Annotated in this window: 3 protein-coding genes; all 3 read right to left on the reverse strand. The window is 52.4% G+C overall.

What is annotated here, in order from left to right:
• Positions 1-126: 126 nt before the first annotated feature.
• From QEH59_RS12025 to QEH59_RS12035, 3 genes are read right to left on the reverse strand one after another with little or no spacing between them, the layout of a single operon-like run.
• Positions 127-1320, reverse strand: a complete 1194-nt coding sequence (locus tag QEH59_RS12025; protein WP_308985622.1) for a WD40/YVTN/BNR-like repeat-containing protein — start codon at positions 1318-1320, stop codon at positions 127-129.
• A gap of 7 nt (positions 1321-1327) precedes the next feature.
• Positions 1328-14929, reverse strand: a complete 13602-nt coding sequence (locus tag QEH59_RS12030; RefSeq protein ID WP_308985623.1) for an LEPR-XLL domain-containing protein — start codon at positions 14927-14929, stop codon at positions 1328-1330.
• Between the two features lie 17 nt (positions 14930-14946).
• Positions 14947-16341, reverse strand: coding sequence for a chitobiase/beta-hexosaminidase C-terminal domain-containing protein (locus QEH59_RS12035; protein ID WP_308985624.1), 1395 nt, complete (start codon positions 16339-16341; stop codon positions 14947-14949).
• Positions 16342-16344: the final 3 nt, after the last annotated feature.

Consider the following 16344-nt stretch of genomic DNA (forward strand, 5'->3'; position numbering starts at 1 on the left):
CGTCCCGTCATCATTATAATGTGACGGGGCGTTCTTTTTGCTGCATAGATTGCTTAGAAAATATAGTTTGTCTTCTCACCACCCAACTTGATTAGACATAATTACGTACTAGATAAGCTTATTGCCCTAAAATTCAGTCACCCGCCAGAAACGAGTCAGACCATCTGCAGGAAGCACCCACGAGAGCGAACTGTCATAGCCTGCATCAGTTTTGCCTGGGACGGCCTCCCAGCCTTCTAATACAGTAGAAGTCTCGAGTGTATACACTTTACCGCTTAGCGCTTCATCGACTGTCAATCGATAATAATTCCCGAGCATTTCTATTCTCAAATTAAATGGTAGCGTACGTGGGGTTGATAAAAACGCTCCGGATAATAAGATGGCCCCGTCAGCTTCTAGTAAGGCCTCGACTCCAGGCGCACCACCCGCAGCCGGACGGATGATGGACAGCGTCCCTGCAGTTGACTCCAGCACGCTTTTCCCATCCCCTCCGATGATAAACCGGCCACGACTATCGGCAGTCACTGAACTCAGGTCTTCTGAAAAAGAGGAACCATCAATACGTTGAAAACTCAGGCCGTCGTCTGTGGAGCGCAGCACGAGACCACGCTCGCCAACAGCGAGAACCTCCCCTGCCGCATTGGATGCAATCGCACGCACAGGAGCTGCGTAGGCGTCGCTGACCAGACTCCACGTAGTCCCATCTAAAGAGCGAAAAATCACACCGGAATAATCCGTCGCACCAATCTCAATCTGACTTTTTAATCCACAGATCAACCACGCACTCCCAGTCCAGATCGCTCCCGAAAACTCTATATCGGCAAAAAGAGTGCCAGCATCATAACGCTCCCAATTGATGCCGTCGTTCAGGCTGCGAAAGACAACGCCTTGATCGCCGTCATGCCCCACCGCGATCCATTGATTTTCAACCGTAGTCGTGCCCGCTCTAGCGGCAAGCGCCTTCAGGTCTCCTTGAATATAGTTCGTATTCACCGTCGCATCCCACTCACTGCCATCGTTCCCTGATCGCGCCATCAACGCATCAGTGCCTACCGTCATCACGGTATTCTCGAGAGCAAGGAGTGTGTAATAAGTATCATTGGAATCGCCTGCAATCTGATAAGCCTGATCGAAAGTGTCTCCAGCATCGTCCGAACTCCAAACAGTCCCAGCGTAATCCAAGCCAAACACTCGATGGTCATTCTGAGTCAAAGCACGAAAATTATCGTCAATGGGAAGCAGAGGCGACGAAGGCGCCTCAATGGCCACTAAGCAGCAGGCAGAAGCAAGAAAATATGCAAGATAGCGAAAAGAGCGCATAGGTGAATTAACTAAAGTTTTCGAAAATGATGATAGGTCCTTGCTGAGGTCCGCGGTGTATAAACCTGCCGTTAAGGTCTAGTGTGCGCGAATCCACTGAAAACTCAGCAATACTGGCGAGATTTACAATCGGACGGTTTACTGAAACAATATTGTTATCCGTAAAACCAGTGAGACTGCGGATCGATCCTGTAGTACTTTGGAGGTAGACATGACCGCTGGTGGTCATGATTCGAGTGAGCGTAATACTTCCCCATGCACGTAGGTCGAGCAAGCCACTGTTGGTCTCGACACGTGCGGCACTCGACATATTGACCGTGCCAGAAACGTCAACCAGTAGATCGCCGGCCCCCGTCTGACTCACTTGGGAATTTAAGATAAGGTTACCATTTGGCAGGTCTAGGTTTAAAGCACCGCTGCCTGCATGTGTAATGGGAGCATCGACTTGTAAGGAACCTGAAGTGGAATTCACCTGAAGGTTGCCATCTCCGCTAAGGATGTAAATACCATCGGCCACCACACTCGTATCACCTGCGACTTCGAGTACGACGTCACCAGCTGCGGTAGTCGCAGTGATTTCCTCTGCTGCGATTTCAATGTCATCATCACCTGCCCCGCCGATACCATCAACTGCCACAATGCTGATACGTCCATTACGAGCCTCCACCAGCAAGCCTTCAGTAACTGTGCCGTCGCTGATACCTTCGGCGTTGAGAGTGATGTTTCCATCATTAGCCTGAATCAATGTCCCAATCACCAACTCACCACTAGAATTAATGACCAGGGTGCCTTGACCGTTAAATTCAACCGCATCCGTGCTCGATGAAAGCGTCCCCTCACCTAGATTTAGAGTGATCACGTCGCTCACACCTTCCCCCACGTTGGTTATGCCTGATCGACCGATCCGAACACCGTCGGCCTCCGAGATATAAATACCACCGCTACCAGATAGATCAATGCGATCCGTGCTTGTCACGATTGGACTCGCTTCACTGGCACCAATGGTACCGCTCTCGGAGAACAGTCGAATCGCAGGCGCGCTCAACACATCCCCTGCCTGAAGCAGGTCACCATTAGCGCGAAGATCGATCAGATGACTCGCGGCAAACTGGCTCACTGTTAAGCTGCCTGCACTTACAATCTCAATCGCGCCATCAGTGGCGTTCACAACTGAGGTGGCATCAAAAGAAGCATCGCCATTCGTTCGGATAACGATGTCTCCTTGGCTGGTCAGCAGCTGTGCCCCGGCAACAGTTAACGTATTGGCCACCAGCCTCAAATCACGAGCAACGCTAACATCCGCATCGATTTGCAGTGCCCCTGCTGCGTTGATCACTGCGCGACCATTTGCAATCGAAATCGCAGTAGTGATCCCCATGCTGCCAGAGCTTTGATTCAAATACAAATTACCCCCAGCAATCAGCTCCATGCCAGCGAGTTCAACTGAATCAATCAAGCCCAGGTAAACTGAGCCAGAGTAATTCGTCAGCGCCAGTGAACTGGTATCAAGCACGAGTTCACCTGCTCCTGAGCGACCGATGCCACTCTCACTATTAAGTGTTAGTAGGCCGTCCACTTGCGCATTGGCCCCCGTCGTGCCAGCTCTAAGAATCGCGCCATAGTGCGAGGTGAGCGTCGCGGATACATCGCTTGTCACATTTAGCAGAGTCAAATCAAAGAGTGATGCGACCGCAACGGCTCCCCCCTCAGCAAGCACACCAGAGAGTGCCGAGTCGACGACGACTTGTGTGCCACCATAGTCCAGAACTTGATCGCTGCTCACAGTGACTGCACCGATCAGCAAGGCTCCGCTGTCCTCAAGGTATAAACCGCCAGTCCCAACCTCAGCGGCCAGCACATCAATACGAGTTTGTATGGCGTTGGAAGCAGTCCCGCCCTCAATGGCTTCGATACGCAGGGCGCCCGCAACCACGTCCGTGTGTGTGACTCCCGCAGAAACTAGATTACCGTTCGTGGAAAATAAGGCCACCTTGCCAGCAGTCGAAAGTCCGCCAACTGTCAGATCATCCGAGGCAGACACGCGAATACTTCCATTCGTAGCAGTCAGTTGCGCCTCGTCCGCCATGGTAAAGGCACCTGTCAACGACTCGATATAAATCGATCCATTCTCTGTCACCTCGACGAGGCCCTCGGTGCTAATTAAGATGTCCGAATCACTGTAAAGCGTAACCGAGGCACTTTCCGCACGCACCCTGGCGTGAAGCGTCATGCCATCCGTTGCCGCCAAGCGCACAGGAGCGGCATCCATCGAAACGACATCGCCATGAGCGGTCAACGCGCCGTCCAGCACATCTATCAACAGCGGTCCACCGTCCAAGCTCTTCAAATCGTTTTGTGCCGCATCAGTGACCGAGCTCGAAGTCGCCGCGTCATTCACCCGCTGAACGGTGACAGCAACAGACGCCACTGATAGATCACCTGTATTTGAAATACGGATACCTCCTTCGTCTGCCCAAGCAGAAACCAAACTCACTTCAGTCTGTAAAGCATGCCCAGTCTCGCCCGCTGCACCGACACCCTGCCCAGCAATCAAACGTAGACCGTCAGCAATCACATCAGCGGCACCCTCCACTGCGCTGCCCGTGATGGAGCCATCTGTGGCGACCAACGACACATCCGCATCCGTTGAAATACTACCAAGATCAATGCTATTCGCAGCGAGCACTCGAATATCGCCAGCCACGCTAGTAATAGCGCTATCATTGTCCAAAGTGACATCGCCAACCTCAGCTTGGATAAAGATCGAACCAGTGCCGCCAGTAGTCAATTCGCCATTATCAGTGAGTATGACATCTCGAGTCGCAAATAGGTTGATGTGCCCGGCCCCTGAAGCGAGCTGAGCATTAAGCGTGATATCCGTATTCGCGCCCAGGGTCTCCACCAAAACGTTCCCCGCACCATTCACCGCAAGAGCGGTTCCAGCCCCCAGACCAGAGCCGACATTTAGGACGACATTGCCAGCCAGTGTTTGTAAAACAATTGAGCCATTACCTGATTCGGTAAATACACCCGTTTGCTCAGCCGAAACAATTGATGTCAGTGCAGCATCGAGGCCGACACTTTGAACAGTCGTTTCCACTGAATCTACAATCAGCGTATTCGCTTCTAAAACGTTCACGCCGCCTGAGCTCGCACGTGCTGAAAGTGTCGTCACCTCGGTATTGATCGGATTCGCGGTGCCGCTACCCAATGTCCCCACCGCAACTCCAGCATTCATAGCAAGCCCATTGGCACTGACATCAGTATACCTGTCCCCATTATCTAGAATTGAACCATTCTCAGCAGTTAGAGACACATTCCCCGAGGTAGCCACACCACCGAGTCGAATATCAGTTGCGGCTGCGATGCGAATATCCCCTGAACTTGCGCTAAAGAGCACATCGTCGTGCATCACTACAGCGCCCTGCTCTGCCACAAAATTAAGCGTTCCCGCATTCCCGGTAGTCACATCTGCATCTGCAACAAAGCTCAGGTCGCGGTTGGCAATTAAAGTAATGTGCCCCGTATCGGATAGAATATCCGCATTGGCAAATAAATCGGCATCCACGCCTGCTGCTTCAAGACGTATACTTCCAGAGCCATGTGCAGAAACCGCTGCGCCATCGGCGGGAGCACCACCGTCATTCAAGATTAAATCACCATTCAAAGTTTGAACCACAACAGAGCCGTTGCCCGCAGTGGTGCGAACGTCGGATTGAATTGCGTCGGATTCGATTGCAAGATTTGCATTCGCCAGCACTCGTGAGACATTTGCAGCAACGCCATCAATGCGCAGAGCATCGGTCTCCTGAATGAAGATACCTCCCGAAGTAGCACGAGCCGTGAGCACGTCCACGCGGGTTTCAATCAAGGCGCTCGAAGCGCCTATGCCAGTTCCAGCAAGCATACGTAAACCCGCTGCAACGACATCTTCACCTCCGAGTTCATCACCCGCATCAAAGATAGATCCGTTAAAAGCGATTAATGAAGCATTAGATTGCGTCGTAATGCCTCCGAGAACAATCGTATTCAGCGCCCAGATACGCACGTCACCATCACTTGTAATGAGTCGGCTATCATCTGCCTGTTCAACATTTCCGTTCTTCGCTTCGAGTAAAATAGTGCCATTACCTGAAGTAATCACATCAGCACTCGTGTTCAATGTAACACCGTCATCCGCGATCAGGCTGACATGCCCATTTCCCGTCAAAATATCTGCATTCACCGCTATGCCTGTGCCTGTACCAATGGCTTCTAGCAAGACGTTGCCACTACCATGAGCACTCACAACGCTGTTGTCGGCCGCAGCCGTACCATCATTTAAAGTAATCGATCCAGCCTGTGTGCGAAGAATGATGGATCCATTCCCTGCAGTCGTACGAACATCGGATTGCGTCGCCTCAACGACTGCTGAAGCAATCGCATCGGAACCAACTCGTTGAATCGTGACCGACACACCATCGATCGTCAGAGCGGTTGCTTCCAGAATGTTAATTCCACCACTGGTGGCCCGAGCACTCAAGGTAGCCACACGGGTCTCAATCGGATTCACATCCGTGGCATCCAGCGAGCCAATGCCCACAGCAGCCACGATGCGCACACCAGAAGCCACCACATCCGTATAAAAATCTCCAGTGTCGAGCACTGAACCTGCTTCAGCGGTCAAAGAAACATTGCCCGTCGTTTCGATACCACCGAGTCGAATGTCGCCTGCAGCAAATAAGCGTACATCACCTGAACCAGTACTAAAGCGAGTGCGATCATTCATGATGACATCCCCAGACGCCGCTTCAAAATTAAGCGTACCGGCTTCCGCTGAGAGGACATCCGCATCCGCAGCAAAGCGTAAATCATTTGCCCCCAATAGACTGATATGCCCACTGGTGGAAAGGATGTCTGCATTTAGCCACAGATCCGTATTGGCACCCGACGCTGCCAGTCGAATGTTTCCCGTGGCGTTAACCACTTCATTTACAGTCAAATCTCCCAGCAGTGTGTTCAGCACAATCGGACCATTTTCAGCGATCGTGCTCAATCCTGATAGCATCGCATCGACAACTTCGGAGACTGAATTATCAGCATTATAGCGCAGCACTGTCGCGGAGGTATTTCCCACTGTCAGCGCATCTTCATCTTGTATGAATACTCCGCCTGCTCCCGCACTCACAGCAAGAACGTCAACCGCGGTCTCCAGATGATTGCCAGCTAAGCCAATGCCTGTTCCCGCCACGACTCGCAGTTCCGCAGCCGAAACATCGATATGCGTATCGCCATTATCCAACAGCGAGCCAGACTCTGCGATCATTGACACATTCCCCTCGGTCGTGACATTCGCCAATAAAATGCTAGTACCTGCCGCCACGCGTATATCACCTAGCGTCGCGAGCAATTGACTACCGTCTGCTTGCTCTACGTTGCCATTAATTGCTTTAACATAGAGCGTGCCAGTGCTGAAAGCATTATCGCCAGTAATTAAATTTGCATTGCCGGCAAATCGAATCGACTCGCCCGCAATCACACTTAAGTCCCCAGCTTCACTGGTCACATTGGCATTCGCCACCACATCGCCAGTCACTGCCTCGATTAGAATCCGTCCATTCCCCACAACGGCAACACTAGTATTATCCGAAACCTCAGCTGCGAGGCTGCCAGTGCTTCCTTCGTTTAAAACGATATCGCCAGCCAGCGCACGCAACACCACATGGCGATTATTAATCTGCGTGCGCACATCCGACTGCACCGCATCGGCAACAATACGAGTCGACCCATTCAGCTCAACACGGTTGACAGCGATTCCCACATCACCAATCACCAGCCCGTCCAGTTCTTCTAAAGTAATATTACCAAACTCAGAGCGAGCGGACAATTGATTCACATCAGTCTTAAGCGGCACCACAAGTCTGTTTCCAAAGGGCACGAGCGTTCCGATACCAACGGCCGCTTGCAGGCGTAGCGCATCGGCCGTCACATTAATCTGTGTGCTACTATTATTTAAAACAGAAGCCCCCAAACTGATGAGTGAAACAGTGCCCTGGGTTTCAATACCACCGACCAATATGTCCCCCGACGACGACAATCGTATCTGTCCCGTTGAGGAGCTAATACGACTGCTACCATTCATCGCAATACCGCCGAAGTTAGTAAAGATGGAAACGTCACCCCCGCCATTCACAGCAATCTCGGTTGCCGCTCCCATACTGACGGCACTGGTGGTCACTAGACTCACATGCCCTCCACCAGTCTCGATACCACCGCCCAATGTGATATCGGTAAAGCTGCCAAGTGTTTCCAGTAAAACGTTACCTGTACCATGTGTCGCCAGTGCAACCTGATCGCTCATCAAAGATGTAATCGCAAGCGAGAGGTTGCCTTCCGACAAGCGGATAACGACGGAGCCATTACCTGAAGTCGTTGCCACCCCCGCTTGTTCCCCTGTGCTCTTGACACTGATCGACGCATCTTCAGTAACGCGATTGACGTCCACTTGCAACTGACCGATGCTTAAAGCATTCGACTCGTTAAGGTGGACCCCTCCTGCACCCGCACGTGCGGTCAGAGTGCTTACAGAGATCTCAAGTGGATTTGCAGCGATGCCAAGCTCACCCGCACCCACACCTGCTTGGAGTAATAGACCAGACGCCACGACCTCACGATGTGTATCGCCGTTATCCAGCACTGAACCGCCGGCGATCAGGGCCACATTGACCAAAGACTCGACATTCGAAAGTAAAATATCTTCGCCCGCTTCAATTCGAATGGAACCATTAGCCGCCAATACGCGCGAAGTGTCAGCCATCTCGACGAAACCATTCACAGCGTAGAGATCAATCGTGCCAGCTGCTGCAGTTTGCACTTGGACAGAAGCAGCTAATAGAATGGTATCCTGCGCTTGTATCGAAACCGGACCGCTCGTAGCCATGATATTTGCATGGAGTGCGACATCGGCATCTGTCCCCAAGGCTTGTAAGAGCACAGAAGCATTGCCCGCAGCACTAACTAAATCATCAACAACCAATGTGCCATCTGTGGTGCGCAGCACAATGGCCCCATCAGTCAAAGCCGATACAGTCACTCCAGAGAGCGCATCCACATCGCCAACATTTGACACATTCGCATCGGTATCCACACGATCCACCAGCACAGGATCTACCGTGCCCACGACAAGTGCTGTCGCCTCTAGTATATGAATGCCCCCCTGAGTGCTGGAGGCCGCAAACAAAGCCGCTTCCATATCGATTGAATTATCAATACCGACGCCAGTTTCTCCGATCCCATTACTCGCGACAAAACGTGCAGCATTCGCATAAACAGCGGAACTCACATCCATTCGATCACGCGCATCACGAATGGAGCCTGCCACCGAGTGCACAGTCAGATCTCCCCATGACGCTTGATCATCTAAACTGTTGTCGACTCGAGCGACATTGGTGCGAGCATCGACAATACCGAGTGTTAACGAAGTCTGTGCAAGCAGGCGAATATTTGCACCATCAGTCTGAACAAGCGCCGCGGCTCCCATACTCAACAGGCCATCGATCGCCTGTAAATCAAGTGTGCCCACACCCGCTAGCACCGTAGCCGAGCCTGAATTGCTGAGTAACAAATCATCCTGCGCCTGCAGAGAGACACTCCCAGAGGCCGCTTGCACGTTTGCATTAATCGTCAAGTTTGCTGCCGTTGAAGTCCCCAATGCCTGCAAGAGTAAACGTCCTGTCCCCGAAGCGGACACATCACCATCAACTGTAAAGTTGCCCTCCTCGACTGTCATAATAATCGAAGAATCACCGAGCGATGCGCTCACACCCGCGGGCGCAATGACGAGTGTATCGCGTTCACGAATAACGATGTCGCCCGATTCAGTATTTGTCGCGGTGAGTGATCCGACATCCGTCAAAAGATCGCCCCCGCCCAAAGCACCAATACCATTCACTGCTGAGAGTGTGACTAAATTGGGTGTCACCAAATTCGCCTCATCCGTCAGGCGGTTATCGGTAATGCGGTCTCCCGCGGAGACCGAGATTTGGCCACTGCCAGACTGTAGAGTAGACAGTTCAATAGTGCCTGCCGCATCGTAAGCAATGTCTGCAAGCGATCCGGAGGAAAGCACGCCATCATCCATACGAATCAAGCCAGCTTGAGCAATCAGCTGAACCTGTCCGCCTGTTGCAGTGTGAATCGATGCGTTCTGAAAGATACTCTCCGCCGCGGTAAGATTAATCACTCCATCAGTCGAATCAATAGCGACATCTTGCCGCAGCGACTCGCGCACCCCGACATCAAAAGATAGCACAGTCAGCACACTGCTCACATCAATGTCCGTCGCGGCTACCGCACGACTTGAGAAGACTCCAAGACTCGTAATCACCTCAAAGGAATCCAAAGTCTGATCGAAAGTCAGGGTCTCATAATTGCCACGCCAGTCCCCCTCCTGGTCGGGTGTAAATTCCGCCCACAACGCATCATCGATACTGGGCATGCTGAGTGTTTGCGAAACTGCATTCCCGTTCATGGTCTGCTGCGATAGGTAAAAACGCCCATCTGCCGTCTCGAGTAGGAAACGCATTTCGGTATCCTCCGACATGCCTCCCGCCGTCACAGTCGACAGGCTACCAATATCGCTATAAATCATGCGAGGCGTATCAAAAGCAACAAACGCATTCAAGTGAGCGGCATAGTCTGTAGGGAAAGACTCTGGCTTGGTCGCTTCCAAGCGAATATAATCCCCAGCGGGTCCATTACGTAGCTCGGCATCGACCAGCCCAAAATCTCCAGTGCCCAGATAAACGACTTGGCTACCGCCCGAAAACGCTGGCCCCGAATAGCCCGAGCCTGGTTCCAGCGAAATGCCAAATCCACCAATTTGGCGAATCGTATCGGCCGAGCTTGGAGTCGCCGCATAGTCAACTGGACTCGCATTTGAAGACTGATCCGAAGTCACACTATCACCCCCAAAGGCCACCTCGTCCGGCGAAAGTTCGCGCACTTCTACAGATCCATTTTCACTGACAATGGTAATGTCGCCCTGCGCGGATACATCCGTAATTTTAGATGCATCGGTAATCACTATCGTAGAATCCTCCAGCAACACACGAGCCACAGGAACTGCATCCACAATTCCGATACGCAAATCATTCAGATTGCTTAAATCAACGACACCAGTAGTCGCTCGCACGGCAACATGATCCACATCCAGATCCAGTGCATTTAAAGCACCGACACTCGCGCTGGCCTCAAAGCGCACCCCTGCGGCAGTGATATCACGCAGCTCATCGCCCGCATCAGCGATCGCCACGCCCACGACCGAAACATCCGCAGTTCCGGCATCCACACCAGTCAGCACAACATTCCCCGCAGCCAGAATTCGAATATTTTCATTGAGCGTTAACGCACGGCCCTGGGCGGAAAAGACTACATCTCCGCTGTGCGCCATGAGGTCAAGACTCCCCAAAGCTTGTGAAACGACGACTGTATTCACATTCAAATGCTGCGCCGCATCCAAACTAATCGCCCCCGCAACCGCAGTGATACTCGCATTCACTGTCAGATCACTGCCAGCCCCCGCAGCACGCAGCAGAATCTTTCCACCTGCAGCTGCCTGCGTCGCCCCCTCTAGAGTAAGAGCCCCGGCAAGTGTTTGCAGTAGAATTGATCCATCGGCCGCATGATTGAGCAGTGAAGTCGTGGTCAAAGCATTCGCTTCAGTAACCACAATCAAGCCAGCGTCTCGGTTCACCGCAGAAAGTTCACCGACGTCTGTGTTCAAGTCGGCGGTACCCACAGCTCCCAGCCCCATCGAGGCATCTAAGCTCACCGAACCAGAGGTAATGAGATTGGCAGTCTCTGCCACGAGATTGTCACTGATCGCACCTGTTTGAGCGAGTAAGGAAATATCACCACCTTGCGCATCAATCACAGAAAGCGCAATATGACGCTGAGCCGAAAGATCAATGAGCCCCGCATTACTTCGAATGATGGAGCCATTTTCCATGACAACATCTCCAAGAGGCAATGGCACAGTGAGCGCAATCGATGCCTCCTCAGACAGTGTTTCAACCAAAGACGTTTCAGACAGCGTCAGGCCATCCTCAGCTTGCAATTGAATACTGCCCACTGTAGCAAGCACATCGCCAAAAGTCTCAGAAAAAGCCCCCCAAGACGCATCCGAAGTAAACTCTGTGCCGGCAATGGTGACACTGTCGATCCTCAGCTGTGTCTGTTCCTCAATATAAATTCCATCTATGCCAACGCCCTCCGCACGAGCACTCAAGGTAGCGACATCTGTGCGAAGCGGAAGCAGTTGCGTGCCAATGGCAGCCTCGACAAATAAACTGAGTGTCGTGGCCTCAATATTTAGATTCGCATCGACAGCTCGGATTAAGGAGCCAGCGAGTGCTTCGACGCGGACGTCCACACCCGAGATATAAGCCAGAGTCGCATCTGCGGCGGCTGAAACAATCACCGTGCCCTCGCCATTGATCTCAGCCGAGCGCCCCTCCATACTGATATCCCCGGCAAGTGCTTCGACCACAATTGTGGCACCGCCAGTCGACTCGAAATGGACGTTTGCCTCAAGCGCAAGTGCCCCGCCCGAGCGAACCGTCAAAGCACCACTATCCGCCAGGACAGTGGCACGTGCTGTCACATCCCCTCCCACTTGCGTGGTTTCCAAATATACAGAACCCGTGCCAAGCGCATGCACTGCGATGCCGTCCGCATCATGACCATCTTCCAGGGTCAGCGCCCCATCGGACACCACTACAATAACATGACCATCATTGCCCGCAGTCAAATCACTGAGCGGACTGAGATCCGTCACTGGTGCGATCGAATCATCTGCCGCAAAAGTATCAACCAGCACGGGCGCCACCGTGGCGACCAGTAAGTCTCCGCTTTGAGAGATATAAATTCCATTTTCCAGCGTGCCCTCTGCTTGCACAGCCAAGGTGCCCACTTCCGTGCGCAAGCGCTGGTCAACCAAACCCACGGCGCCCACCGCCTCCAAGCGCAAGGTATTGGCAACAACATTCGTTGCCAAACCCGCAGTCGCCCAAACAGAGGCACCCGACACGACAGCCAGGTGGTCCGCTACGATTTGCCCCAGCAATGAAGTTGAGCTGGTTTCAATTCGAACAGCCGCACTCGCAGCCGACACAAAGGCGTCGGCATCCATCGTTAAGCCTGCGCTTAGAGAACGAATCAGGATGGAATTCTCCGTGGCCAAGGTGCTGCCCGCATTCAATGTAATCGCGTCATTGACTTGCAACGTAAGCACGCCCGTAGTCGAACGCACCGTCGCATCGCCCACAACAAGTGTGCGATTGACATTAAACAGAACATGTCCTGCGCCATCAGCCTGCACATCAGCACCATCGGCTACAGTCAGTGCACCCGCAACCGTCAGCGCAATATGCCCATCCCCCTGCAAAGTCGCGAGACCACTGCCCGCAAGTGTAAGATCACCGCGCTCATCAATATAAATCCCGCCACTCACTGCGTTGCTAGCGTTCAAAGTGCCTACATTTGTATCGATATCTTCATCTGCACTGGCACCGATGCCAAGTCGCGCAGTTAAAGTCGCCGCACCTGTGGTCATTAGGTTTACGCTATTCGTGCCTGCCAGATGATCGATCATCGCGCCATCGGCTTGCAGGGTGAAATCACCAGAAGCGGCATTCAGCACGCCTAGGCTCAGATTCCCCGCACCATTGGCAACCGTCGAGATCGCCACATCACCCCCTGAGGTGACAACACGATCGACAATCAAGTCATCACTTTCGACTAAAGTTAACGCCCCTGAAGTACCCAATATTTGAATACCATTAATTGCTTCATCAAACCCAGATGCCAGTGCCAAGCCTCCAAAGTTGACACTACCCACGCGTTCGATTGCAGTGCGCAAAGTCACATCGGAATCTGCAACAACTGCGAGCAATACCGCTTCAACCAGGCCGCCGTCTTGAATGACCGCACCACCACGTGCACGCAGCACGATTTCTCCCGCACGACCAAAGGCGGAAATCAACGGCGTCAGATCGACGCCATTCAAATGAATATCCCCCGAAACATCTCCCGAGGAGAGCTCAATACGCTGATCACTCCCCGCTTCAGTCGTCGTGACAAACGCTCCCGAATGACCATCGGTGGCATCGACAAACACACTTCCGTTGCCACCGGTATAACCAGCAGTTACAGAAATACGATCAGTGGCATAGATCGTGCGATTGACAAAAACATCACCTTCAGCCTCTAAGCGAACCCACGCACTTTGTTCTCCCACAGTCTGGTTGATCTCTCCATTCACCACGACATCGCTCTGCAATGCGACCAAACGCAATACTTCAGCGCTCGCAGCGACATCAATCGCCCCTTCCACTAATACAGAACCACCCACAAAGGTGGTTGGATTCAAAATTTGCGCGGAACTGCCCGTCTGCGTGAGACCAATCGCACCGATACGAACTTGTCCGGTGCCATGGGCAGAGTCTCCAATCACCACAGTATTAAAAGACCCATCAATCGCCGCTAAATCAGCACTCGATAAATCCAAGCGTGTCAGCTGATTACCCGATGCTTCAGCCACCCCGATAATACGCGAGGCGTCATATGGTTTGATCACCAAATCTGAAGAGCCACCTGTCGAAGTGATCGAGCCGGGGCCACCGTTAAAATCCATCAGATTGGCCGCCAGCAGCATGCCGCCATCAGCAATTGTCAAGGAAGACAGGTCCCCGAACACAAGACTATTGCTTGCGACAAATTGCAGCGGATTCGCAGTGACTCCATTGCCGTCAACTTGAATGCTCGAGCTAACTGAAATATTGGATGCGTTGACTGCGATGACGTCCGAATTAATTTCCGAATTAAATGAAACCGAGCTATTTGACTCCACTGTGATCGCCAGCGGTTGCTCACTGCCTCCCACATTACCGTTAAAGGAGACATTGCCAGTAGTATAGATTTCGACAACGCCGCCCACATCCAACAATGCATTCGTTTGAAACTGAACCGAGCCGACCGCAGACAAATCACTCGAGTCTCCGATCTGCACATTCCCACCGACTCGAACCGCTCCTTGGAAAACCACGCTGGCACCGGTTTCGATGATCAAATCCCCCGTCAGGACGATGCTCTTTTCAAAAACAATATTCTGTCCCGCTGAAACCACCAAGTGATGTAGCGGGTTAATGATACCAATGTGTGCACTGATTAAAACATCCTGAGCCGAATCAAGCATCAGGTTTTCCTGAGTGTGAATGTCACTCCCATTCACCAAAGCGCTCTCAGAAAAGTAAAGACTACTGCCCGTCGAACGATAGAGCCAGGTCTCTCCCGAATCGATCGTTACTGGCGCGCTCACCAAAATCCCATAATTCTCCGTCGTCTCATCGGGAGTTAGGGATGCACTTGAAGTTGTAATCGCGAAAGCTTGTGCCTCCACAGGTGTCGACGCCGCAACAATGGGCGCAGACCACATATCCTCCGTCACAATCACCTCATCGACGACCTCAGGTGCGGCAGTCTCAGGCATCGCAGCCATCGGTGTCGCAGAAAGCAATAAGCGCTGTTCCAGTGGCTCGACTTTAAAGAAACGTGGACGATCAGAAGACATAAAAAGCAATTAGGTGATTAGTTAGAGATCAATACTCGATAGAAACGTCGCGTGCCATCGACTGGAACAGTCCATGTGAGCGCGGTCGCATTACCGGGGCGTACTGACTGTAGTGGATCCCAACTGATTAGGTTGATAGAGCTTTGCAATTGATAGTTGAGTGCTGGCTGTGACAGCGGTAATTCAATCAAAAAATTAGACGCATCGATCATACTGATCTGCAAGACAGGCACCTCGCTGGTGACAGTCGCCACTGTAAAATCAGCGGACACCACAGGACTGGAAACATCACCATCTACAGCGATCGCACGTACAGTGGTGCTACTTCCTAAAATAAACGCTCCCGTATATAGAGTCGACTCAGCTGTCGGCACGGTTCCATTGGTAGTATAATAAACCTGAGTGCCTGAAGGGACTGTCAAGCTCACCGAAACTGCTGCGGAAAAACTACCACCATTCGGATCAATTGACGGTGCACTCACACTGTCCACTCCTGAGAGCAATGCCGCTCCATCGACTGCAATGACAGCATCAATCGTCGACGCCTCCGCATCTGAGTGACGTAAAATCGTGGCTGTGTTACCGGTGACTTCGACCACTAATCCTTCAAAGCCAGCGGCTGCAAATCGCCCCTCTCCTAAATGAACCACGCTGTTCAGCCCTTCAGTGGGCGCACCACTGACAGCAGTGAAAGTTTCACCACCGTCCAGAGATTGAAGTATCACGCTCTCGCCAACCGCGACCAGGGTGCCGCTCGCATCCACAGCCAAGCTGTTGAGAACGCCCCCCGACAATCCCGTGGCCGCTTGCCAGCTAAGGCCATCCACCGAGTAAAAGGCGGCCGCATCGAAAAAATCGCCTCCGACCGCAATCCAGTGTCCTGAGACCGCATCATATGCAACCGCGTTCAAAGCAGTGCTCGGTGCATTGGCGATTAAAGACCATGTGCTGCCATTATCCGTCGAACGCAGAACATCGCCCGACAAATCCGTCACAGCCAGCCATGTATTGGCACCATTGGAAGCAATGCCCGTGACCGAGCCAAAGGTGTCCGCCGATGCAACTTCTGACCATACAGTCGCATCCACATTAAAATCAGCACGCAACAATCGTCCCAATTCCCCACCCACAATGACAAGTTCGGCCTCCGCGGCGATCGCTTGCAGCCCACCATCGGCTGTACGCAGCTGGCTAAAGAGCTCGCCACCATTAGTTGAACGAACCACGGAATCCCCAGTAGTCACTCCAACGATATCCCCATCGACAAACGTGAGCGCTTTAAAACTGTCGTCGAGCCCTTGCAGGTTCACTCCGAACAGGCTCGTGCCTAGGCCGAGAGAAACAAGCACGAGCCAAAACACGGAACTGAGGCCGTCGCGGACGAATGAGAGCAGTTTATTTAATGATTTCACGGT

It is taken from the genome of Thalassobacterium sedimentorum, assembly GCF_031127905.1.
Taxonomy (GTDB): Bacteria; Verrucomicrobiota; Verrucomicrobiia; order Opitutales; family Coraliomargaritaceae; genus Thalassobacterium; species Thalassobacterium sedimentorum.

What these genes read in the sequence shown, in the direction of transcription:
- QEH59_RS12025 (WP_308985622.1), bottom strand. Translation starts at nt 1,320, where the DNA reads ATGCGCTCTTTTCGCTATCTTGCATATTTTCTTGCTTCTGCCTGCTGC.
- QEH59_RS12030 (WP_308985623.1), bottom strand. Translation starts at nt 14,929, where the DNA reads ATGTCTTCTGATCGTCCACGTTTCTTTAAAGTCGAGCCACTGGAACAG.